Here is a 23,503-nt window from a genome sequence, read left to right as displayed (position 1 = left end):
TTCAGATCTTGCGCGCGGCGGGGCTGCCGAACAGCCCCTCGGGGCGCACCAGAAGCACCAGAACCATGATGAGATATGGCACCAGCACCGCGATTTCGGGCCAGAAGTAGATCGCAAAGGACCTCCCCAGACCGATCATCAGCGCGGTCAGCGCCGCGCCCTCGATCTGGCCCAGACCGGCCGTGGCGACGACGGCAAAGGACAGCACGATCATGTCCGCCCCCATGCCCGGCAGGATCGAGGTGGTCGGTGAGGCCAGCGCCCCGCCGAGCCCGGCCAGTATCGCACCGACGATGAAGGTCAGCAGGAATACCCGGTCGGCATCAATGCCGATGGATTGCGCCGCCTCGCGGTCCTCGGTCGTGGCAAGGATCAGCTTGCCGTTCAGGGTGTGGCGCAGAAAAAAGCGCAGCCCCAGCAGCAGCGCCACGGCAACCAGCGGCAGCAGGATCAGTTGATAAACGGTATAAGTGACGCCCAGCACGGTGATATTGCCCAGCGATTGCAGCACGGCGGACTGAAAGTAGGGCTGGGTGCCCCAGACCAGCCGCTGCACATCCTCCAGGATCATGAAGACCGCGAAGGTCACCAGCAGTTGCAGCACCTCGGGCTTGTTGTAGATCCGGCGCAGCAGCAGCACCTCGATCGGCCCCCCGATCAGAAGGCCCACCAGCACCGCCGAAATCAGCATCAGCGGAAAGGCCAGGATCGGCGCCGCGCCCATCGACAGGGCAAAGCCCGTCAGGGATACGGTAGCGTATGCCCCTATGGCATAGAGCGAGCCATGCGCCACGTTCAGAATGCGCATCACACCGAAGATCAGCGTCAGCCCCAGCGCGACGATAAAGACCAACGCCGCATAGGACACGCCGTCAAACAGCGCGAGCAGGAAAATTGTCACGTTCATCGGGTCCATCCAGGCTGGGCCGCAGGTCGGAGGGGGCGCAGCGGCCCCCTCCGCTCGGGATCACTTGTCGAAGGTGCTGATCGACAGGCCGTCCATGAAGCTGGCATCCAGCGCACCGACCCACTCGGTCGATACCGCGCCCACGGGGGCGGTCAGCTCGGCCCCGTCAAACACCATGATGTTTTCAAGCGTAGCAAAGGGATAGTCGCCGGTCTGCACACTGGTGCCCATCAGCTGCGCCTCGATGCCCTGATGATCCGCTCGGATGGTGACAGGTAGGCCGAGTCCCTGAAACGTCAGCCCCTCCATCGCAGCGACGAACTGATCCTTGTCGGGCCAGGTGCCGCCATTGTCGGCAATCGCCTTCTCGTACCCCGCCTTCAGCGCTGCCAGAGCCTGACTGGCATGGAACACCGAATACACACTGACAGAGCCGGTCTTTTCCTCATACTCGGTCATGAAGGCCTTGAAGTCAGCGTCGTCGCGCCGCTCGGGGTGCAGGAAATAGTGATCGCCGCGCGCGCCCACGATCTGCCCGGCAGGCAGGGCCGAGCCCAGCCGCTCCAGCGAAGACTCGGCCAGTGGCAGCACGAAGGTCGAGGTGTTCATCAGCCCGCGTTGCGAGGCCTGCTGCACAAAGGTATCCAGATCGCCGCCCCATGAGGTCGACAGGACGACATCGGGCCGCAGCGCCTGCAGACGCGAAATCTCGGTCGAAAAGTCAGGGGCGCCGAACTTGGGGAAGAACTCGCCCACCACCTCGACATCCGGCTTCATCGCCTTCAGCGCGGTGCTGAAGATGTCCCAGCTGTCGCGGCCCCAGGCGTAGTCCTGATTGACGACGGCAAGCGTTTTGAAGTCCGGCTTGACCTTGAGCAGGTAGATCACCGCCGCCAGCATCTCGGGCGTGGCATTCGCCTGCGTACGGAAAACGTATTTGTAGTCGTGTTCTTCAAAGATCTTCTGGGTGCCGCAATCCCACAGGAAGTTCGGCACCTTCAGATCTTCGGCCAGCGGCGCCAGCGTCTGGCAGTTCCCAGACGAGATGGCCGCGAACATCACATCCGCGCCGCCCGTCTCAACCATGCGGCGGAATTCGGAGGACAGCGCCTCGGCCCCGGCACCCTCGTCGATATAGGACACCTCGACCGGCACACCGTCGATGCCCCCCGCGTCGTTGAGGTTGGCGACGAGAATATCCATCGCATCCCGCGCTGGCACCCCGAAGACCGAGGCCGGACCGGTCAGGAATGTCGTCATCCCCACCTTCAGGCTGTCAGGTTTATCCAGTGCAAACCCCATCATGGGCATCGCGACACAGGCAACCGTGGTCAAAAGCAGTTTTTTCATTCTGTTCTCCTCCCTTGTTCCGATCCGGCCCCCACATGACGACCGGCAGACATATCCCGACTCCTACGCCAGCGTATCGGGCGCACTGCACCTCTGCCCGTCGCTCAGTGGCGCGGATCCTGATGTGAGACATGGCCCCTCTGCGGTCTCTCCCTCCGCCGGGCCGTGGACCAAGCGTAGAAGCCGGGCGGGCAGCATCGCCAATACTTTAGGTTTATTCCCGCCATAGCCTCCGGCTATTGCCACTTTAAAACGTGCCAAACCCTGCGGGATGGCGATAGCCTGTCGCCAAGAACAGCCCGCCAGCGTGGCGGTATGAGGAGGAGGGACATCATGAAAATCAAGGCAGCCGTTCTGCTGGATGGCGGAATAGACCATGGCTTTGAGCAGGCAGGCGCGCTGAGCGTGCGTGAGGTGGATCTGGCCGAACCCGGCCCCGGAGAAGTGCTGATCCGCATCGCGGCCGCCGGTGTCTGCCACTCGGATCTGTCGGTCATCAACGGCACCCGCCCCCGCCCCGTGCCCATGGTGCTGGGGCATGAGGCCTCGGGCTTTGTCGAGGCGACAGGCAAGGGCGTCACCGATCTGGTCCCCGGCGATCACGTCGTCTGCATCTTCGCGCCCGGCTGCGGCACCTGCGTCTATTGCGCCGAGGGCCGCCCTGCCCTGTGCACCCGCGCCGCCAAACACCACGGGTTAGGAGAGCTTATGACAGGTCATCGCCGCCTGTCGATGGACGGAACGCCCGTGCACCACCACGTCGGGGTTTCAGGCTTTGCCACCCATGCGGTGCTGGCGCGCCAGTCGCTGGTCAAGGTCGGGGCGGAATTGCCGGCCCATATCTCGGCGTTGTTTTCCTGCGCCATGCTGACAGGCGCCGGCGCCGTCTTCAACACCGCGCGCATCACCCCCGGCAGCAAGGTTGCTGTCATCGGCCTCGGCGGTGTCGGGTTGTCCGCGATCCTCGGGGCTGCCGCCGCAGGGGCCGGACAGATCGTCGCCATCGATCCCTTCCCGGCCAAGATGCAGGCCGCGATGGAAATGGGCGCGACCCACTGTGTCACCTCAGACGACCACACCATCGAAGCGGTGCGCGATCTGACCGGCGGCGGCGTCGACTTCGCGATTGAGCTGGCAGGTTCGGTGAAGGCGCTGGAAACGGCCTATGAGATCACCTGCCGGGGCGGCATGACCGTGACCGCAGGCCTGCCTCACCCGGATGCCCGCATGCCGCTGAACGCCCTCAAGCTGGTCGCCGAAGAGCGCACGATCAAAGGCAGCTACATCGGCTCCTGCGTGCCGCAGCGCGACCTGCCGCGGATGTTCTCGCTCTACGCCCAAGGCAAACTGCCGGTGGAAAAGATGCTGACCCACCGTTTGCGGCTGGACCAGATCAACCTGGCCATGGACCAGCTGGATCAGGGCATTGCCATCCGTCAGGTCATCGAGTTCGACTGACCCCCCTCAGGGCAGCGCCCCTCAAGTGGCTTCCGCGCTGCCCTGCATTGTCACCACGCCGTCCGACAGTCGACGCACGCGAAGCTGCAGGCCGTCCTCGGCGTCGATCGCCTCGACACAGACCGGCTGACCGGCGAACAGGGGCGACATCCCGCGATAGCGAAAGCTCATCTGCTGCGAGCCCACCAGGCTGGCCGCCAGGTTCTGCATCCAAGTCGCCTGCAGCGGACCATGCACGACCAGCCCGCCATACCCCTCGACCTGTGTCGCATAGGGATAGTCATAGTGAATGCGATGGCCATTGAAGGTCAGGGCGGAATAGCGAAACAGCATGGTCGCATCCGGCGTGACCTCCCAGACCTTTCGCGGCGTCCAGAGGTCACCCGGGGCCGGCAGCCTGACCGGTTGTTCCGGGTCGGGGTCAGCACGATAGACGATATCCTGCCGCTCAGTGACGCAAATCCCGTCCTCGCCTTCATGCTCATGACGGACGGTCACAAAGCCCAGATCGCCGCTGCGCCCCTGCTTGAACGTCACATCCGAGATGGTCGAGGTCCGCGTCACGGTTTCGCCCAGGCGGAAGGGGCGGACCACGGTGATGTCGCCCCCGGCCCACATCCTGCGCGGCAGCGGAAGCTGCGGCAGGAACAGCCCCGGCCGCGGATGGCCATCCCGCCCCAGATCAGAGCGAGGCGCAACATCCGGCGACAAGCACCACTGAAATCCGGCAGGTACGTCGCCGGGACCACACCGGGCACCAAGGGTAACGCGATACTCCTCGACCATACGCCGTGTGATCACATCCGACAGCCTGCGGCTGCGTCCGATCCAATGCTCGGGTGTGTCGGTCATGGCGGCCCTCTCAATCTTCACAATAGTCGACTGTGGCCAACCTAAAGGTCCCTGAAATTGAAGAGCAATATGATTATCCGATCACTGCCATAACGTCTTTCGCAGCGCGCCTGCGAGGATGGTCGTGCCAGGTACCCGGCATGAACCACCCGTCAGAGAAGGTCCACGGATTTAGGGGCAGATGGTGACCCGGCCTCTGGTGGCGTCACTCCGATTTGCTCAGCGCAAGCTCGTCCGCAACGCGGATCAGGTCCGCGAAGGTCCGCACCTTCATCTTGCGCATCACCTTGCCACGATGGATCTTGATGGTGATTTCGCTCAGCCCCAGTTCATAGGCGATCTGCTTGTTCATCAGGCCCGAGGTCGCCAGCAGCATCACCTCGCGCTCGCGCTCCGTCAGGGCGGCAAAGAGCTGCTCGTTCTCGGCGGAGACCCTGCCCATCTGGCGGCGTCGCAGATCGGCCTGCACACCCGCCGATACCGCGTCGAGCATATCCTGATCGCGGAAAGGTTTTGGCAGGAAATCGACCGCACCGGCCTTCATCGCCCGCACGCTCATGGGGATGTCGGCATAGCCGGTCATGAATACGATCGGGATGTGCATCTGGGCCTGCGCAAGGCCCGCCTGAAGGTCGAAACCGCTGACCGCAGGCATGCGCACATCAAGGATCAGGCAGTTTGTCAGGCGCGCGCGCTCATCCGCCAGAAATGCCTGCGAAGAGGCAAAGGCCTGCACCATATAGCCCACCGAATCCAAGAGGTTACGCAGGGCTGAGCGCACGAACTGATCGTCATCGACAACAGCGACGACGGGTGTGAACTGATCTTGCCTCGCTACCTGCACCTGCCTTGCCCCGATCCATGAACGCCGAAAGGGCACCAAGTCTGTTGTTCTTCCCACGCACAGGCGCGACCTGGAAGACACACAAATACTCACTGTTCCGGTTCGACCATATCACGTCAGGGTATGTCAGTCAGGCTTCAGCGTGAAACCATATCAAAGTATAAGGGCCCCCCTGCGTCACTGCTCCTCTCAGCTCCGAAACTGAGTAAAATCCGGGCATATTGACCGTCAGCTGAGAGCGTTTTCCCGGACACACGATGCTGTCACCTTCAACACCAGTGCATATTTGCCCTGTTTTCCCCGGATGGCCGGAGGTGGTCTCACCGGCTGGCTCTGCCGGGCTGAGCATTCTAGGTCCATCACACTTAGGTGCATCTCCGAGCCCACGGACGCACGCGATATGAAGGTAGTCACAGCTCTCAACAGCGCCGAGCCAGCCGTTCACCAGCAGCGCCGCGCACACCCCCCAAGGAGACACCAGAATGTCAGACCTGCCAGAAAAGCCTGTGACCGTGGTTCTTGTGCACGGCGCATGGGGCGATGCCTCCGGCTGGAGACGCGTCATCGCGCACCTTCACGCAGCTGGCCTGCCCGTTGTCGCGGTGCAGAACCCCACTACATCGCTCGCCGATGACGTGGCTGCGACCCAACTGGCCCTCGCCTCCATCGAAGGCCCGGTGGTTTTGGCCGGTCACAGCTGGGGCGGCACCGTCATCACCGAGGCAGGCAATGATCCAAAGGTGAAGGCACTGGTCTATGTCGCGGCCTTCGCGCCCGAAGTCGGCCAGTCTACCGGCGAACAGGTTGCACTGCACTCCACCCCTCCCGGACTCGACGGCATCATCGACGACGACAATGGCCATCTGATGATGAGCGCTGAGAGCTGGGTGAAGAACGTGGCACAGGACCTGCCAGAGGCCGAAGCGCGTGTGCTGGCGGCGGTACAAACCCCGCTCGGGATGCAGACCTTCGCCGATAAGGTCACACAGACGGCGTGGCTGGGCAGACCGGTCTGGTTCGTCATTTCCGGTGCGGACCGCGCCGTCAGCGTCGATCTGCAGCGCGAACTTGCGGCCAGTCTGAAGGCGCACACGACCGAGCTGGACAGCAGCCATATGTCGATCCTGTCGCAACCTCAGGCGGTCGCGGCAGTGATCGCCGACGCGGCCACCTACGTCGCGGCGCAAAGCGCATAAGGCGATGCGGGGCTGGCAGACACGCAGACACGTCGGCCAGTCCCCATCAAACAGCCAGCGTCAGACGATCTGCTTCAGATGACCGCGACCTGTGACATCGGCAAGCTGATGCGAAAGATGCTACCCTCGGGCGACGCCTGCTCGCACCGGATTTCGCCGCCGTGGTGATCGACAATCGTCCGGCTGATGGCGAGGCCCATGCCCATCCCCTTCGCTTTGGTCGTCACCAGTGGATCGAACAAGGTGTCTCGCACGGCGCCCGCCACCCCCCGACCGTTGTCTTCGATCGAAATGGTCACGGCCTCGCGGGTGCGCTCGGTCGAAATTCCGATCTGGCCAGACCGGTTGTCGGGCAGCGAGTCGACGGCATTGGTGAGGATGTTCAGCAAGACCTGCTGAAGCTGCACGCGGTCTCCGCTGACCGGTGGCAGATCATGGGTCAGGCGGGTGATCAGCTTGATACGATTGCGCTGGATGTCGGACTGGATCAGAACCAGCGTCTCTTCGATCAACGGATTGATCGCGACCGGGGCGCTTTCGGCCGGGATGCGCCCCGCCAGAGCGCTGAGACTGCGGATCACCTCGCCTGCGCGCTGGCTGTCGCGGGTGATGTCTTCAAGGATTGCAGCTGCACGGACCGTGTCGGGGATCTGCCGGGACAGCCATTGCCGGCAGGCCCCGGCATTCGCCATGATCGCCGCCAGAGGCTGATTGACCTGATGCACGATAGCCGCGGCGAATTCGCCCATCAGCGTCAGCCGGCTGGCCACGGCAAGGTCTTCCTGCGCCGCGCGCAGCGCCTCGGCCGACCGTCTGGCCTGGCGCATATCACGAAACACGACGACCACACCGCTCACGCCGCCGGTGTCTGCCATGATGGGCGCATAGGTCGTCTCGATCTCGATTTCACTCTCTGCCAATAGCAGACCGCGCGGAATCGCGACCTGCTGACCGGTCTGCATCACCGTGCTGATCTGGTCGCGCAACACCTCATGCGTCAGCTCGTCGGCGGTGAGGAATACCGTCTCGACCGGCTGGCCCATCGCCTCCGCCCGCATCCAGCCCGTCAGCTTTTCCGCAACGGGGTTGATATAGTCGATCCGCGCCTGAGCGTCACAGGTGATGACACCGTCACCGATGCTGGCCAGCGTCGCCTCATAGCGCCGTTCGCCCGTCCTGATGCGCTGTTCGCTGGCCTTTTTATACAGCGCCATCTGGATTGCCGTGCGCAGCTGAGGCTCTTCAAACGGCTTCAGCAGATAGCCGAAGGGATCAGTGCTGCTGGCGCGCTCGACAATCTCCTCGTTGGCATAGCCGGTCAGAAAGATCACCGGGATGGACATGTCGCGCAGCGCCCTCGCCGCGTCGATGCCATCCATCGAGCCATCAAGCCGGATGTCCATCAGCACCACATCGGGACGATGCGCGGCGGCCTTGTCCACCGCCGTCTCGGCCGTGGTCGCAAGCCCGATCACGTCATGCCCCATCCGCTCCAGCTGTTCGCGAATGTCCCGCCCGACAATAAAGTTGTCCTCGACCACCAGAATGCGGGCGCTCACCATTTTGCATCAACCTTCGGCAGCTGAAGCACGACCGAGAACCCGGTGCCCTCAGATTGTTCCACTTGGATAAGCCGCCCCTTCAGTTGCGCCGCAAGGTCCCCCACCAGCTGCAAACCCAGCGTGTTGGCGGTTTCGATATTCACCGTTGCGGGCGTGCCGATCCCATTATCGGACACCGTCAGGCGGCACAATCGGTCCTGCAGTTCCAGACGGACCGTGACAATGCCCTCGCCGTCGTCGGGGAACGCGTGCTTGAGCGCGTTTGACACCAGCTCGTTGACGATCAACCCGCAGGGGATCGCCCGGTCGAGATCGAGCTGAATGTCATCCACCAGCATCACCAGCTTGATCCGCCCATCCTGTTGCGAATGGGCGCGGAACAGATGCCAGGCGACCGCTTCAAGATGCGTGCGCATCGGCACACGGGCAAAGTTGCCCAGCTGGTAGAGGTTTTCATGGACCAGTGCCATCGAGCGGACCCGGTCACGGCTGTCGGCAAACAGCCGGGCAACCTGCGGGTCGTCGATGCGGCAGGCCTGCAGGTTCAACAGACTGGTGATCAGCTGCAGGTTGTTCTTGACCCGGTGATGGACCTCTTTCAGCAGCGCTTCCTTTTCCTCAAGCGTGGCGTTCTCCATCGTCAGCGCTGTCTGGGCGGCAATCAGACGAAGGCTGGAGATGCGGTCCGGCGGGAAGGCATCGCGCAAATGGTCGTTCTCGAGGTACAACAGCCCCACGGTCTTGGCGCGGTGTTCCAGCGGGATGCAAAGCGCAGATCGCGCCGCCGTGTTGCTGAAATAGGGATCGGCGCTGACGGATTCAGACTGGGTGTCCTCCACAACGATCGCGTCCCGTTCGCGGATCGTGGCATGCAGTATGGTCTGCGGAAGGGTCGCCGCGTCCACCGGCTCTCCCACCATGCGCACGGAAAATCCGTCCGCGCTGAGGGCCGCTTCCGCCTCGATTTTCAGCCGCTCGCCGTGGGACAGGATCAGCACGGCGCGGCTTGCGGCCGCCTGCTCCAGAACAACCCTCAAAAGAGCCGAGATCGTGTCGGCCAGCGACGCCATCCCCGAAACCTCGTGCAGCGAGCCGAACAGCACCGAAGACAGCCCGGGATCACTCTGCGCCCTGCCCCCGACCGGCGCCCCAAGCCGTTGCATCAGCATGGGGTGCAACTGGTCAAGCTGGCGGACCTTGCCTGTCGCGCCCCATGTCTCGTAGCAGCTGCGGGCCTGACGCAGATAGGCAATTTCGACCGTATCCGCCGCCCGACTGGCATAGAAAGCCGCGCCAAGCTCATGGGCCATGGCCTCGATCTGGGGCAGATTTGAGGCCTGCGCCGCGCGGATCGCAGCATCATATCCGCGCATCGCCGCGTCGGCCTCCCCCCTCACGCGCGCCACTTCCGCGCTGACCAGCAGGAAGCGCGCCTCGAAGTTGGCGGGGCAGTTCCCGGCCAGGATCTGCAGTTGCGTCAGATGCGCCGCAATCTTTTCCATCGGGGGCACCGGCAGCGCCAGACGCGCAAGCGCTGCATGAAAGTGATACTCTGCAATCTCGAAATGCCCGCCGGAGGTCCAGATCAGCGCCTCGGCCCGATCCGCCGCATGTCCCGCCTCCTCGATCCGTCCCGCCAGAAACCGCGACTGCAGCTTGCGGATCCAGTACCAGCACGCCGCGATATCGAGGCTGGGGTTCTTCGCCAGATGGTTTTCGAAGTCGGTCTCGGAAAACTCGGGCGAATTGAGCGTCGCAAGATCGTTGTTCAGCCCCCGCAATGTCCGCACCAGTTGCAACTGCGTCGTGTGGATGTCGACACAGAGCCCAAAGCGCGCCTGCCGCACGAACGCCAGCCGGGTCTCGGCGGTGCGTTGTGTCTTGTCCAGCCGGTCGCCGACCGCCAGCATGCTGGTCACCAGCGTGACGCTGGAAAAGCCCGCATAGGTCAGATCGCCGCTCTGCTTGGCGTCCTCGAAGGCCTCCACCAGCAGGGGGCGTTCCTCGCGGATGTCATTCGTCCAGGGCGAAACGTGATAGGCGAAGGTCATCAGCACCCGGGCCCGATAGCGCCGGAAGCCATGCCTGTCAGCAAGATCAAAGCCGAGCCTGCCATAGCTGTAGGCGACCTGATACTCGCTGAAATACGAGCCCCCGACCATTCCGAGATAGGCAAACCCAAGCGAGGACGCATCCGAAACACCGTGCAAAAGGCTGATATTGGCCATGCGGCACAGGATCAGGCTGACAAGGTGCTCGTCACTGAAAAACGCCGGGGGCAGCGCTGCGGCCAACACATCCATGATCGCCAGACTGCCTTCGTCCGTCATCAGCGGCAGATCGATCAGCGATGGCACGCTCCGGCTGCCACGCAGCTTGCAAAGGCGGGCGTATTCCGCGAGCGGCAAGTCGGGTGAGGGATTTGCCTCCCAGTCAAAACCGAAGCCCTGCAGGAAGACAAGGCAGGTCTCGATGGCCCGGTCACTACGATCACTTGCCGTATACAGCGTCACCAGCAGCGATGTCACCGCCGCCCGTGCAGGCACTGAAATGGCCTGCACCTGCAGGCTCAGCAGCGAGGCCTCAGCCTGGGCGAAATCACCATTGGCCAGCGCGCATTCCGCCAGTGTGAAGTCCAGATCAAAGCTCAGCTGGTGGCAGGTTGTCCAGCGCTCAGCCCCCAGCAGCCGCAGCCCACCGGCCAGAAGATCGCAGGCGGCACCCTGCGCACCGGAATCCTTCGCAAGCCGCCCCGCTGCCAGGTGCAGCTCAGCCACCCGATGCCGCTCTTGCGGATCTGTCAGCAGCGCCGCAGCCTTGTCATAGGCGCTGACGGCTTCGATGATGAGGTCATCAGAGGGCGCACCCTGCAGCTCAGCCGTCAGGCGTCGCGCGATCTGCAGATGTGTCACGGGCCGGGCATCGTTGGGGATCAGCGCATAGGAAGCCTCGCGCACACGGTCATGTACAAAGGCATAGCCCCTGCCTGTCTGTGACAACATCCCCTCCTGAACCGCGTACCATAGCGCATCTTCCACCGTGCTCAGGTCAAGCCCGCAGGCCAGCGCCAGTGTGCACTTGTGCGCAATGCTGCCGAGGCAGGCCAGACGCGCGATGACGAATTGCGTTGTAGGTTCCAACCGCTCCAACCGCGCGGCCATCAGCTCGGTCACACTGCTGACAGGCTGTCGCAGCAGAATGGCAGGCATGTCCCAGTCCCAGCGCTCCTGCCCGCAATCGAACCGCAAGGCACCGCTTTCCGCCAGTGCCGTCAGCATCTGCGTTGTGAACAGCGGATTGCCATTGCTCTGGTGATGCACATAGGCTGCCAGCTCCACGACCTCCGCCATGGGGCGCGCCAGCGTGTCGGCGATCAGTGCTGTGACCTCCTCGCGCGACAGCGGGCCGAGCTGTATCTCTCTCGTGTCAAGGTCCGCCACCTGCTGCCGCGCAGCAGCCACAAGGCCCAGCATCGGATGCCCTGGGCCAATCTCGTTGTCGCGGAACGCGCCGATCAGCATCAGATGCGGCACCCCACCGGCCGAGATCAGCCGTGTGATCAGCCCAAGAGTGGCCTTGTCGATCCATTGCATGTCGTCAATGAACAAGCACAGCGGCCGCCCCTTGCGCGACAGAACCCGCAGAAACTGCCGGAAGGTATGGTCAAAGCGGTTCATCGACTCAGCCGGTGCAAGCTCGGCAATCGCAGGGCACGGACCCATCAGCCGGGCGAATTCCGGGATCATCTCCGCAAGCAGAACCACGTTCTCTCCCAAGGCCTCTTGGAAGGCGCTGCGCCAGATATCACGCGCCTTGGGCCCAAGTTCCAACAGCTGAGCGATCAGGCCCCGCACCGCCTGCCCGCCGGTTGCATAGGCCATCCCTTCGCGGTGCTGGTCGAACTTGCCAGCCGTAAACAGCCCCCCCTCGGCCTCCACGCGGCGCCGCAGTTCATGCACCAGAGAGGATTTGCCAATCCCCGACGTCCCCGAGACCAGCACCATCACCATGCGCCCCTTGTCGGCAACACGGCGCAACTCGTCTTCCAGCGCCCCGATAGGACCGGCGCGCCCATAAAGCATCCCCGGCGGCACTGGAAGGTCCGCGCGGTCCTGCCGCGCCAGCTTGAACGGCCCGATTGCGCCGCTCTGCTGCCAGTCCCCAAGGCAGTGCATAAGGTCCAGTTCCAGCGCCCGGGCAGTCTGATAGCGATCCTCCGGCGGCTTGGACAACAGCTTCATGACCACCGCAGCCAGCCCGTCCGGCACCCCGTCCTGCGGGCTGAAGGTGCGCGGCTCACGCGCCATATGGCACAAGACCCACTCCGCCGGGTCCGCCGCCACGAACGGCAGGCGGCCCGCAAGCGCCTGATACAGCGACACGCCGAGGGCATAGAAATCGCTGCGCCTGTCGACGGACCGGGTCATGCGTCCCGTCTGCTCGGGTGCCATATATTCCCATGTGCCAGACACTTCCACGCCACCCGACGCGGGCTCGGGGCTGGCGTCGGCGGCCCGCCCGGTCTCTCTCTGCCGTTCAGGTCGCAGGCGCGCTGCCGCCCCGAAGCCCGTTATGCGCACCGACAGATCCGTCGCGACAAGGATATTTGCAGGTTTCAGATCCTTGTGGACAAGCCCCCGGGCATGAAACTGGCGCAAAGCTCCGGCGATGTTGATCGCGATGCGCAGGAATTTCTGCAGATCAACCGGCTTGTCGATGACCTTGTCGAAGGCCATGCCACCGGGATCGCTCAGCCGCAGCACCGGGCGCCCGTCGATATCACGCAGCGCGATTGGCTGCACGGCCCACTCCGGCCCGAGATGCGGCGCCATCTCCATCTCATGCGTGAGGGGATCCCCGGCGTGACCGGTCTGGTTGGTGCAGCGGATCAGGAACGTCTCACCCGCATGGTCCGGGCAGCAGCGAAACAGCGACGTCCGGCCATCATCGCTGAGCAGTTCGATCCCGTATCCCTGCAGCCTGATCATCGCACGGTCCCCTGACGTCGCATCGCTACGGCTGTGCCATCAGCCCGGAGCCATACTGCGGCAACGAACGGATCAGGCATAGGGCCTGCACCGGACCGCAAGGCTCCCCAGACTGTTTTGAACAGTTCAAGGGCGGCCCAGCAGGCGTTCGACCCAGCCGAGCAGCACCTGCATGTCGAAGGGCTTGCGCAGCAGCACCATCGCCCCGCAATCGAGCGCGCGCGCCTCAAGCTCAGGTTCGGGGCGTCCGGTGATCATGATCACCTCGGGAGCGGGCCGGCGCAGTGTCACGCTCCGGCACAGCTCCAGTCCGCCGATGCCGGGCAGGTGAACATCCGTCACGATACAGCGGATCTTGGAGTGGTACGGGTCCGTCACAAAGCTCAGTGCGTTGTCGAAACTGCGCACTACATATCCCGCGGCGCTGAGGAAATCACTGAGGGCATGTCTCAGACGGCTGTCATCTTCGATAAGTGCGATCGTCATGTACACCACCTGATAATCCTTATCTCGACACAGAAGGGGCGGCTTCTGTCAGGTGTGAAGTTTATACTGCGTAGACGGTCAGAACCGGCGCAACATCGACACGGGCGGTTTGACAGGCCAGAGGCCCGACCAGATCACCCAACCCCTCTCCCACGCTCTTGCGATGCCGAGAGGTGATCGGGGTGTCCCGCCCGAGCCCAAAAGATCAGATCACCCATGAGCCATCTGGTCAACGTACCTTGTGCACCCTGTCGCCGCCCGAGAGGTTGCCCCACCCGTGCCCATCCGGATCGAGTCCACAGGCACCCATCAACCAACTGCGTTTTCAAACCACTGCAGGCGGATTGTCCGGTCGGCAGACAACAAGGGGAGTTGCCCTTCGCCAGTCTCATCGCACCGTCGAGTGCTGGAGATGTTCACGAGATTGGCGGAGGAGGTGGCCGCCATGAGCTAGTAACACTGATCGCCACAAGTCACTTTAAGAGTTTTAAAAACAGTATCTTAAGAGGATTAGTGTAACATTGAGTTGCACTCAGTATCATAACATATCATAGTTTTATGGTATGTAGTTAGACACGTAAGGTATAAACGCAATGCCTCGCATAGCGACAGAATTGTCTATCATAGCCTTACGGAACCTGAGCCATCCGGACCACGGGGGCAATGTCGCCCGCGCCGTCACTGGAATATATCTTCAGATCACGCCGAATAGTGCCAGGTCGTGGCTCCTGCGCTATGTCGCCAACGGCTCACGACGCAGTATGGGCCTCGGCCCCTTCCCGGAAGTGCCCCTCGCCCGGGCGCGCGAGGAGGCGCGTGATGCCCGAGAGATGATCCGCGCGGTCGGCGATCCTCTAGGCGAGGAGCGGGCCGCACAAGAAGCGCGTCGCGCCCAGGTCACTATCGCCGACGCCGCCGACGAGACGGTAAACGCGTCAAGTTCGGCGGCAGCCTGATCGGCGCAAAGGGCGGCGATTGCCGAAGCGCTGGCGGACGAACGCAGCAGACACATCCAATACCGCCAAAGAATGCTCCCCGCTCCAAGGGAGCTTCGAACGACTGCTCGGGCAATGAAAACTATAGACGCCGCAGATGCTGCTCGTGGCTGAAAACATTTGTCCAGCGGGCCAAATTAGGCGAGTTTGCCGTCAAGCGGCAGCTCACTTTGGGAATTTCGGATCAAGACTGCGGCCCGGCTAAGTAGCCGCAAAACAGAGCAGGAGAGCAATATGCAAAATATCAACTCGGTAGCAGAGAAACTATGCGTCGACCTGAAGAGACATGGAACGAGTAAAATTACCCGTTCTACCTGCCTTTTCACGGGAGCTCAGTCTAACACGTATGGACTTGCAGGTTCGATCGGCGGCCTGTCCTACGCAGTGCATCTGTACGAGCCCGACCTGAAGTATGGGATTTTTTCAAATACCGCTCACTTCAGGGCTGGAATAAATAAATTCTCCTTTTCTAACGAAGAGATGGATTTCTGGAACGCAGACAACAGGTTCACAACGATGTATCGGCAGGATAAAAACGAAACGTTTCTTGTCTTAGATGCTTTCTTCCCGGCATCTTTGGATCAGCAATATATTGAGAGCGTTACCAACGTTTGGCAGCATTCAATTGTGAAGGAACTGCCGAGTCTCAAAATATCCTTCAAGCGGTCATGGCGATCGCGTTAGTGTTCTGCGCCTGACATAGGATTTCCAATCCTTTTCCGTCGTAGCATGATCAGCGAATGAGACGCTCTGACATCTGCGTTTACCTTGGCTCGAACCCTTCCGCTTGCTGCAGGCGAGGATGCTACGGCAACCCGGCGGAGATCGGGAGATGGCCTATAACCTGGCCACCTTCCTGCGCTGCATCGAACTACCCGAGGCCATGGCGGACTGGTCGTTGACCAGCCTGCAACTGAAACTGATCACGATCTAGGCGCGTGTCATCCGGCACGCCCGCGCCATTACCTTCCAACTGGCCGAGATGGCCGTCACAGGTCCGATGGTGCGCGCCATTCTCGCCGCCATCCGCCGATTGCGAGCGCCTCCGTTATGCAAATGACCGCGACCCACGCTCAACTCGAACGAAACCGGCGGGACAGGTCTGCCCGCTGTGCTGAAAAACTCCGCCGCCGGGACACAAGACGGCGGCTTCGCGGTTTGATGGGCCCGGTTCCAGCAGGCTGCGAGACTGCACACGGCGCTCAGGGCAAAAAACGATTGTTCAACTTAAAAAATCAGGCCATTTTTACAACAGTCCGAAGGCCACTTGGGGAATGTCGGGAAAAGCTACAAACCACAATCTGTATGTCAGCCAGATAACGAGCACTGGAGATCAAGATGGCCCTATTTCAGAAGCCTTTTTTTAAGAGCGATAGCTCTTACGTCGAGGAAGAATACACTGCCGGTGTGATGCATCTCCAGCATGGAGACATGAACGCTGCCAGTCGACATCTAGTGAAAGCTGCTGAAGGCGGACATATTTCCGCATATTACAATCTTTCGATTCTGTGGGGAAGCGGTGCCGTAAGCCCGTATGACTTCGATTTGGCAGCGGACTGTTGGTATAAAGCTGCGGCCGCCGGCCACCCTAAAGCTCAAGAAACTTTGTGTCTCCTCGAGGCCGCCGATAGGGGCGGATTTGGGAGCGATAATCTTGTAGAATTAGCGCGCATACAGGGCAAAAATGGTTCAGTCCTGCAATCATCAGTTATGATCTGCGCTGCTAGATTCTTTGATGTGACCTGCAAGAAATACGGAGCGACAAATGACGTCATCGCATACGAGTTGGACGGCGCCGCATCAAGAGATTGGAAATTCATCCACTCATTCATAGAGCGGACAGGGATTGAAAGTTCGTTTTATGAAGGCGGATTAAATCGTCTGTCTGAAGGGTCCGCTGCGGATCAGGTAACGGACGGATTGAATGCTCTATCTGTGGCAATGAGGCAAATCGGCTATGATCAAAACCTCATTGTGATGGCTCGATGCTCGATAGTTGGATATATCATTCTGAAATCGCCTTATAGGCAGAACGCAGAACCACTTCGCGGCATAGACGCCTTCTTCGATTAAGTTATTTGTGCAAAGATAATAATAAAAGGACTGGCGACTTGGCTAGCTCTGAAAAATTCCTTGGAGTAAATATATGTGGCCCTTTTCGAAAAAGAAATCTACTACTGAAATCCATCCACTGATCGAACAATTCAGCGCGCTAATGAAAGATTCCAAATGTGCTGAATGGTTTGAGAATGTAGCTGGCGGTTGGACTATGGGACTTCCGCTCGATGTTGCATTCGAGGTCCAAGAAGCCGTCAATCTGTCATATACGATCACCTCTATGGCAGGGGTGAGTTCAATGGCGCTTGTTGATGCTGCCAAGAGCGGCGACTACGCAGCAATCAATAACAAACTGCATCATCGTAGTAGCGCCCTCAACGAGCGCGCCGTAGACACCTCTCGTACCTTTAGCCGGATCATCGAGTGGGCGAATGATCATAATCTGCCGCAGCTTCAGCGCCTTAATGCAACTTTCTATAAGCAGGCTGGCGTTCCCCGAAATATTGGCGATCTCAATAACTTACGCTTCCTTCTGGTAACCCAAGACTATGGGATCACGGAGATACCAGCCGAAATTGCAAAACTTCCCTTGCTCCAAGGCCTCTGCATCACAAACAACAAGATTTCTGCCATTCCGACCGAACTATACCAGTGCATATCACTGCAGAGGCTGGATCTTGAGGATAATCATATCCGCCGGGTCGAGGATGGCATCCATCAGCTTGTCGATGTATACGCGATCGACCTCAGCGGAAATAAACTGACTCATGTCACGCCCGACATCTGCCGGATGCGGTCACTTACTAAACTTGATATCAGCAGTCAGAGAACGGAAATCGACATGATGCGCTCAGTCGACACTCCACTTTCAGATGCTAGCATCACCGCCCTTTATAATCTAGTTCACACCATCGATGTAAAGTATTGAAGCAAAACATATTAGATCTTAATTATTTCATTCTGTGAGGTAGGATCACTGTCTGAGTTGTGGGCAAGATCAATCTTACAGATTTCCTCGTTTTTTCTGTTTTTGCCGGAATGCTTCCTCGCCTAATTGGCATGCGTCTGCTATGCGGTGGACAGCGTGGGCTACTACCTCTCCAAGAATCTCAAATCAAATAGACCTCCTTGTCTGCGTTGGTATGGTTGCTGCGTTCGAAAATCCTTCCGACGGTCTGGCCATTGTGAAACGCCAGACAGCTGCTTGCGGTTGCATCGTGTTTTCCCCATGCCAAGGGTCCGGTTGTCTCGAGGGATGCGGAGGACGGATTTGCATCGGAATCAATCATCACCAGCAAAAACAGTTCCTTCGCTTGCGTGATCTGATAATGGCCTGAAGGAATACGATAATCACACAACAGCGTCCACATGGTTCTAGGCCCACTCCCCCATATGACGCTAGCCTCTTCACCCCTTAAGGCTTTCGTTAAGGTTATTAGAGGTTTATGGCGGAGGCGAGGTGCGGCAAGAGTTAGTAGCACTGAGCGCTGCACGTCACTTTAAAACTATTAAAAGCAGTACCTTGCGCGAATTAGTGCAACACTAGGTTGCGCTCGGTAACACAACATATCATGCTTTATGGTGGATTTTTAGACACGTAAGGTAAAAGTTCAATGCCTCGCATAGCGAAAGAATTGTCTGCCATAACCGTACGGAACCTGGCCCATCCGGGCCACGGGGGCAATGTCGCCCACGCTGTCGGCGGGGTCACGGGATTATATCTTCAAATCACGCCGAATGGTGCCCGGTCATGGCTCTTGCGCTATGTTGTCAACGGCTCACGACACAGCATGGGCCTCGGCCCCTTCCCGGAAGTGACCCTCGCCCGGGCGCGCGAGAAGGCGCGCGATGCCCGAGAGATGATCCGAGCGGGCGGCGATCCTCTATGCGAGAAGCGGGTCGCACAAGAAGCGCGTCGCGCCCAAGTCACTTTCGCCGACGCCGCCGACGAGACGGTAAAGGCAAAATCAGGTGGATTTCGGAACGAAAAGCACAAGAAACAGTGGAGGTCCACACTCGACACCTATGCCGCCCCCGTCCTCGGAGACATGCCTGTCACCGATATAACCGTCGATGACATAAAGCGGGTGCTTGAACCGATCTGGACAACAAAAACAGAGACCGCGACCCGTCTGAGGGGCCGGATCGAAGCGGTTCTGGCATGGGCGACAGTCCATGGCCACCGGACCGGCGACAATCCAGCGCGATGGAAAGGCAACCTCGACGCGAGCCTCCCAAAACCGAAGAAAGGTTCAAAGGTGAAAAACCATCCGGCGCTGACCCTCGACGACGCCCCGGCGTGGTTCGCCGACCTTAGGAAACGCGATGGGTTCGCTAGTCGCGCGCTGGAGTTTACTGTGCTCACCGCAGCCCGGTCCGGGGAGGTTCGCGGTGCGACCTGGGACGAGATCGATCTTGTAGCCGGGGTCTGGACCATCCCGGCGGAGCGCATGAAAGCCGAGAAGGAGCACCGTGTTCCTCTTAACGTGGCGGCGAAGGCGCTTTTGGAGGGGATGGACCGAATGGGAGACAGTCCGTACCTTTTCCCGGCTTTACGAGGCGGTGCGCTCTCGGACATGGCGCTCAGCGCCTGCATGAAGCGCATAAATGAAGCGCGCGACAGTGGCTATCTCGATGCACGGTCCAAACGGCCTGCCGTACCTCACGGCCTGCGCAGCACGTTCCGGGACTGGGCGGCTGAGAGAACGGAGTACCCTGCGGAGATGGCCGAGATGGCGCTCGCGCATCAGGTGGGGTCTGCGGTAGAGCGGGCGTATAGGCGTTCCGATATGATGGAGAAACGCCGCCATATGATGGAAGACTGGGCCGATTTTCTGGGGGCCATGACATGCCAGAAATGATCTCACCTGAGAACCAGGAGGTAATCGCGCGTGAGTTAGCGGCCCGTGATGTCTCACCTGATACGATTAACTGGGCCATCAAGAAGTTAGATTTCGCAGCCCGGCGCTTTGCCCATGAGCGGTGGAAGCCTTCTCGGCGCACGCACAACCCCCCGGCGTTGGTTGCCCAGATTAACAAGGTCAAGGAGCTTACCGGCGAAGCGCAGGAAAAGGCTATATGTCGAGCCAAAGATATGGGCTTGGATCCCGAGGCAATTGATTTGATTTCAGACCCGAGGCGCGCCAATTCATTGATCGAATTGGTTCGAAATCAAGAAATCCTCTCGCGTATCGACCAAGCGCATTTTGAAGAGTTTTCTAACCGGACTTGCCCCCTGACTAACCGGTTTCAAGTCATCTGTATTGGCGTATGGCTTGGAACAGGGGGAGAAATACGTTTTTCAAACAATCAAAGAAATGATGGAGGTCCCCTCGGACGCTTTTTGACTGCTGCCTTGACTGACGCATACCGTGCCGCGAAAATCGAAACGCCAACGTCAGAGAGTCTTCGCAAAAAAATACCCCGACTGAAGGCGGCTGTTGATACCGAAGGTTTCGACTGGGAATCTAACTTCTCCCAAGAAACTCAAGCTGACTTCGAAGATTGCGACGACCTTGATTTTCTCGATGGATACTTCGACCAGGTCGATTAGCTGCTAGGAGTGGCTGTCTTCGAAGAGCTTTGCTGATGCGCACCGTGGGGCCACACAGACCACTACGGGACAGCACCAGATTTTCGAAGCAGGGCAATTTGAAAAAATTCAAATGTCCATTTAGACGTCCAAAAAGCTCTGGGTTACCCCTTCCATACACAGGAGGTAACCCATGACCAAGCAACCGAACAATCTGACCGATAAGCCTCAGATCGCGGCGACAATTTGGGTCAACGCCGACGAGATCGCTTCTCGGTTCGGCGTGAGCCGCAACACGATCTGGCGTTGGGCACGCACCCCAGAAAATGAATTTCCGGACCCGGTCCGGCTGACCCCGCGCGTCACGCGCTGGCGGCTGGCCGATATCGAGCGGTTCGAAGAGATTCGTTCTGTTGCACTCGCAGCATGAACGTAAAGAACCCCGGCTGAGAGCCGGGGTTCTGGAGCCGTCGGGGTGCAACCCGACAAACTGAAACGGTCCGGGACCGCCCTTTTTTCCACGACTTTCATGGCGGAAAAAACCCGGACAGTCAATGGAGACTGTTCTTGACAAATTATTTTTCGAAACTGATCGCCCGGCGTCATCTGGGGGCCACGAGGGTCCTCGGGTATGCCCTCACCCTCTCTGACGAAGTCGCGTGGGAAGGTGCGTCTGCCGTCTGGCAGGCCCGGCTCGAACCCGAAGAGTGCGCTGCACTCGCGTGGGCCGCGCTGCGCAGCCTTGATCATGATGGCGCTCTCCGGGTCGCTGAAACAGTGTTGGGCGGTGCCGGCACCCCCCTGCCGCCCTTTCTCGACCCGATCGACGATGCGCTCTGGTGGGCGGCCTATGCCAGCCCGAATGAGTTGGAGGCCTACGCGCTTAGTACGTTCATGGCCCTCTCCCAGGATAAGCGCCGCGAATTTGTCGAATACGTTCAGGAGGCCGCGTGATGCCCAAGCCTAACCGTTTCAAAGTCCTGTCCTCCCAGATCGAGAACGAGGAGAAGACGGCCCCCAAAGAAAAGAAGACGCGCGAGGAAGATAAGCGCGCAGCCCTCGACCTGATCGTGGACGATAAGGGCCGCCCGGAACAGGACGTCGCGAACGCCATTACGGTTCTGACGATCCATCCGGCATTCCGTGACGTATTTTCGTATAACTCCCTCGCTCATCAGCGGATGGTGAACAAAGCGATTCCGGGAGAGAAGGGAACCGGCTTCCCCCGGCCTCTCGAAGACTACGATTACACCGCGGTGCAGGTGTACCTTAACTACAGTGGTTTCCCTACCATCGCCAAAAATGTTGTGGTTGACGCGGTTTGTAAGGTTTGTCGGGATAATTCGTACGATCCCCTTGTGGAATACCTCTGCGGCCTGGAATGGGATGGGGTCGAGCGCCTTCGGTATATGCTGTCGACCTACTTCTCCGCGCCACGCAGTGAATATGTGTCCGAAGTTGGCCTGCGGTGGATGATCTCCGGGGCTGCACGTGGGCTCAAGCCGGGATGCAAGGCGGACTACATGCTGGTCCTCGAAGGCCAGCAAGGGCTTAAGAAGTCGACCGGTCTTGCCATTCTCGCTGGCGAATCGTGGTTTTCTGATTGCCTCCCAGAGATGTCCACTAAGGACGCCCAGATGCACCTGAGGGGGCATTGGATTATCGAGGTCGCGGAGTTGGAATCCATGGTGCGCCGCCCGGAGAAGGCTAAGGCATTTTTGACGACACAGATTGAACGGTACCGCCCGACCTACGGAAGGGAGAGCGTGGTTGAACCTCGGCGTTGCATCTTTGCCGGGACCACCAACAGGGCAGACTGGCAGCCCGACGAAACCGGAGGCCGTCGGTTCTGGCCGGTGAAGGTGGGCGAGATTGATCTGGAAGGCCTCGCACGCGACCGGGATCAGCTTTGGGCGGAGGCCGTGGCCCGTTTTCAGCGGGGGGAAAAATGGCATCTTGAGGGCGAGGTGGAAAAGATCGCCCTGCAAGAGGCCAGCGCGCGCCGTCCCGAGGACCCTTGGCGGTCTGGCATCGCTGACTTCATTGAGGGCCTGCAAGAAGTCACCACGAAAGCGATCCTGGGGGAAATGGGATTCGCGTCCGCCGACATGACCCCCGCCATGAGCAAGAGAGTCGCAAAAGAGCTGGTTTCCCTCGGATGGGAGAACGGGGGACGGATCACCGCTGGTGAATTCAAAGGCGCCGCGCGGTACGTGCCCTCGGCACCGACCGCCTGACCCCTTTCCGCCCCCGGTTCTGCGCCGGGGGTGGACCGACCCTGAACTGACGTTAAATGAAAAGGATAATCGACATGACGTCCGAAGAACGCAATATCCCGACCCACGAAGATGAGTGTACCGCTTTTCTTGCTGATCTGGAGGAGATCGGAGCCCTGGTACCGCGCGAAAAACAGGACGCACCCCTCAGTAGCGATGTTGCGGATGAAGCGGATGAAGCGGAGCTTGTAATTGGCGGCACCTGTGTCAATTGTCTCGCCGCGCGGGTCAATAATTCCGAACTTCCCGCACATTTTGAAGCCGCGGAGGAGGCGGCGGAGAGCGAACTCTTCGACGCGGCGATGTGCCTCTACGCATTCGAGGGGCTGATCGCTACGAATTTCGAGCGGGGTGATCCTCTCGACCAAGTCGTCTCCGACGGGCTTAAGATCTGCCAAGGGTGGGTCTGCGCTGCGGAGCGCAGGCTGCGTCTCGCCAAAGCGGCTAACGAGAGCCTGACCTCCAGCGACGAGCACGGCTTCTGATATCCGGTCTCCTGACCCCGTCGTTTGATCGGCTGATGGATCGGGCAAAAGGCCCGGTCCATTTGTATCACGACCATGGGTCCGGGGCTGGAAGATCGTTCCCGCCCGCTCTGATCCCAACCGATCCAAACGGATCCTTCACCACCGCCCCCCGCACGAAATCGCCCTCTCGCGGTTCCCGCCCCGGCCTGCGTGTCGCGGCAGAGAACTGCGCGATGCTCTGAAGCCCAGACGTCGTTTCGTCGTCATCGGTCAGATATTCGAGGCGCGCATCCTCGGGCGGGGCCGGGTATGTCTCAGCTAGCCTGCGGATCAGGCCGCGCGCCGCTTCACCCAGGGCCCCGCCCGCCGCAATACGCTCCGCTTCGGTACGGGTCACAGTGGCCCCGAAACCGTCGCACCAGCGCAACCAGGTCCCGGCGCGGCGACAGGCGAGTTGGTCAAGTGGGTCCTGCGCGGCCTCGGCGGCGGTGACCAGGCACGCGATGGCCTCAGAGTTCCGCATCGGTTTCCT

21 protein-coding genes and 1 pseudogene are annotated in these 23,503 nt (G+C 60.3%); 13 read left to right on the top strand and 9 right to left on the bottom strand.

Annotated elements, in window-relative coordinates:
• Position 1: 1 nt before the first annotated feature.
• Together F3W81_RS18730 and F3W81_RS18725 are read right to left on the bottom strand one after the other, a co-directional pair.
• Positions 2-907, bottom strand: coding sequence for a branched-chain amino acid ABC transporter permease (locus tag F3W81_RS18730; protein WP_193080950.1), 906 nt, complete (start codon positions 905-907; stop codon positions 2-4).
• Positions 908-967: 60 nt separating this feature from the next.
• Positions 968-2,257: an ABC transporter substrate-binding protein gene (locus tag F3W81_RS18725; RefSeq protein WP_193080949.1), complete on the bottom strand. Its 1,290-nt coding sequence runs from the start codon at positions 2,255-2,257 to the stop codon at positions 968-970.
• A 333-nt stretch (positions 2,258-2,590) separates the two neighbouring features.
• Here F3W81_RS18725 and F3W81_RS18720 point away from each other — a divergent pair, with 333 nt between their 5' ends.
• Entirely contained in the window at positions 2,591-3,715 is a 1,125-nt protein-coding gene (locus F3W81_RS18720; RefSeq protein WP_193080947.1) for a zinc-dependent alcohol dehydrogenase family protein, read from the top strand.
• A 21-nt stretch (positions 3,716-3,736) separates the two neighbouring features.
• Here F3W81_RS18720 and F3W81_RS18715 read toward each other — a convergent pair whose 3' ends face one another.
• Together F3W81_RS18715 and F3W81_RS18710 are read right to left on the bottom strand one after the other, a co-directional pair.
• Entirely contained in the window at positions 3,737-4,567 is an 831-nt protein-coding gene (locus F3W81_RS18715; RefSeq protein WP_193080945.1) for an FAS1-like dehydratase domain-containing protein, read from the bottom strand.
• Between the two features lie 205 nt (positions 4,568-4,772).
• A complete protein-coding gene (locus tag F3W81_RS18710) occupies positions 4,773-5,411 on the bottom strand; it encodes a response regulator transcription factor (RefSeq protein ID WP_226941746.1) in 639 nt (212 codons plus the stop codon).
• A 482-nt stretch (positions 5,412-5,893) separates the two neighbouring features.
• On the opposite strand from F3W81_RS18710, the gene F3W81_RS18705 reads away from it, so the two are divergent.
• The gene (locus F3W81_RS18705) at positions 5,894-6,607 is read left to right on the top strand and encodes an alpha/beta fold hydrolase (protein ID WP_193080944.1); all 714 of its coding nucleotides are present in this window, start codon (positions 5,894-5,896) and stop codon (positions 6,605-6,607) included.
• Between the two features lie 74 nt (positions 6,608-6,681).
• Here the strand turns inward: F3W81_RS18705 and F3W81_RS18700 are convergent, their stop codons facing one another.
• The 3 genes from F3W81_RS18700 to F3W81_RS18690 form a co-directional block, all read right to left on the bottom strand.
• Positions 6,682-8,169 (bottom strand): ATP-binding response regulator, encoded by a 1,488-nt coding sequence (locus tag F3W81_RS18700; protein ID WP_193080942.1) that lies wholly within the window; start codon positions 8,167-8,169, stop codon positions 6,682-6,684.
• Positions 8,163-13,157, bottom strand: a complete 4,995-nt coding sequence (locus F3W81_RS18695; RefSeq protein WP_193080940.1) for an AAA family ATPase — start codon at positions 13,155-13,157, stop codon at positions 8,163-8,165. Before F3W81_RS18695 ends, F3W81_RS18700 begins: the two co-directional genes overlap by 7 nt.
• 126 nt (positions 13,158-13,283) lie before the next feature.
• Positions 13,284-13,643 carry a response regulator transcription factor gene (locus tag F3W81_RS18690; protein ID WP_193080938.1) on the bottom strand — a complete coding sequence of 120 codons (360 nt, stop codon included), beginning with the start codon at positions 13,641-13,643 and terminating at the stop codon, positions 13,284-13,286.
• A gap of 593 nt (positions 13,644-14,236) precedes the next feature.
• On the opposite strand from F3W81_RS18690, the gene F3W81_RS21215 reads away from it, so the two are divergent.
• The 5 genes and pseudogenes from F3W81_RS21215 (at position 14,237) to F3W81_RS18665 (ending at position 17,624) form a co-directional block, all read left to right on the top strand.
• Complete coding sequence (locus F3W81_RS21215) at positions 14,237-14,599, top strand: Arm DNA-binding domain-containing protein (protein WP_193080937.1); 363 nt, start codon at positions 14,237-14,239, stop codon at positions 14,597-14,599.
• Positions 14,600-14,872: 273 nt separating this feature from the next.
• Positions 14,873-15,322, top strand: a complete 450-nt coding sequence (locus tag F3W81_RS18680) for a hypothetical protein (protein WP_193080935.1) — start codon at positions 14,873-14,875, stop codon at positions 15,320-15,322.
• A 148-nt stretch (positions 15,323-15,470) separates the two neighbouring features.
• A pseudogene (locus F3W81_RS18675) lies at positions 15,471-15,698 on the top strand (transposase); the annotation flags it as partial.
• 278 nt (positions 15,699-15,976) lie between these two features.
• A complete protein-coding gene (locus F3W81_RS18670) occupies positions 15,977-16,711 on the top strand; it encodes a sel1 repeat family protein (protein ID WP_193080933.1) in 735 nt (244 codons plus the stop codon).
• 73 nt (positions 16,712-16,784) lie between these two features.
• Entirely contained in the window at positions 16,785-17,624 is an 840-nt protein-coding gene (locus F3W81_RS18665) for a leucine-rich repeat domain-containing protein (RefSeq protein ID WP_193080931.1), read from the top strand.
• 181 nt (positions 17,625-17,805) lie between these two features.
• On the opposite strand, the gene F3W81_RS18660 is transcribed toward F3W81_RS18665, so the two are convergent.
• A complete protein-coding gene (locus F3W81_RS18660; protein ID WP_193080929.1) occupies positions 17,806-18,066 on the bottom strand; it encodes a hypothetical protein in 261 nt (86 codons plus the stop codon).
• A gap of 243 nt (positions 18,067-18,309) precedes the next feature.
• Here F3W81_RS18660 and F3W81_RS18655 point away from each other — a divergent pair, with 243 nt between their 5' ends.
• The 6 genes from F3W81_RS18655 to F3W81_RS18630 all read left to right on the top strand — a co-directional run bounded on the left by F3W81_RS18655 (position 18,310) and on the right by F3W81_RS18630 (position 22,989).
• Positions 18,310-19,557: a tyrosine-type recombinase/integrase gene (locus F3W81_RS18655; RefSeq protein ID WP_193080927.1), complete on the top strand. Its 1,248-nt coding sequence runs from the start codon at positions 18,310-18,312 to the stop codon at positions 19,555-19,557.
• The gene (locus F3W81_RS18650; protein ID WP_193080926.1) at positions 19,545-20,249 is read left to right on the top strand and encodes a hypothetical protein; all 705 of its coding nucleotides are present in this window, start codon (positions 19,545-19,547) and stop codon (positions 20,247-20,249) included. Before F3W81_RS18655 ends, F3W81_RS18650 begins: the two co-directional genes overlap by 13 nt.
• A 172-nt stretch (positions 20,250-20,421) precedes the next feature.
• On the top strand, positions 20,422-20,658 hold the full coding sequence (locus F3W81_RS18645) for a helix-turn-helix transcriptional regulator (protein WP_193080924.1): 237 nt from the start codon (positions 20,422-20,424) through the stop codon (positions 20,656-20,658).
• A 137-nt stretch (positions 20,659-20,795) separates the two neighbouring features.
• Positions 20,796-21,182, top strand: a complete 387-nt coding sequence (locus F3W81_RS18640) for a hypothetical protein (RefSeq protein ID WP_193080922.1) — start codon at positions 20,796-20,798, stop codon at positions 21,180-21,182.
• Positions 21,182-22,465, top strand: coding sequence for a virulence-associated E family protein (locus F3W81_RS18635; protein WP_193080920.1), 1,284 nt, complete (start codon positions 21,182-21,184; stop codon positions 22,463-22,465). The genes F3W81_RS18640 and F3W81_RS18635 overlap by 1 nt, the downstream gene beginning before the upstream one ends.
• 74 nt (positions 22,466-22,539) lie before the next feature.
• Positions 22,540-22,989: a hypothetical protein gene (locus F3W81_RS18630; protein WP_193080918.1), complete on the top strand. Its 450-nt coding sequence runs from the start codon at positions 22,540-22,542 to the stop codon at positions 22,987-22,989.
• A gap of 67 nt (positions 22,990-23,056) precedes the next feature.
• Here the strand turns inward: F3W81_RS18630 and F3W81_RS18625 are convergent, their stop codons facing one another.
• Positions 23,057-23,494 carry a hypothetical protein gene (locus F3W81_RS18625; RefSeq protein ID WP_193080916.1) on the bottom strand — a complete coding sequence of 146 codons (438 nt, stop codon included), beginning with the start codon at positions 23,492-23,494 and terminating at the stop codon, positions 23,057-23,059.
• Between the last annotated feature and the right edge of the window lie 9 nt (positions 23,495-23,503).

The sequence above is a fragment of the Pseudooceanicola spongiae genome, assembly GCF_014899185.1.
Classification (GTDB): domain Bacteria; phylum Pseudomonadota; class Alphaproteobacteria; order Rhodobacterales; family Rhodobacteraceae; genus Pseudooceanicola; species Pseudooceanicola spongiae.
This window is presented reverse-complemented; position numbering and strand designations above follow the sequence as displayed.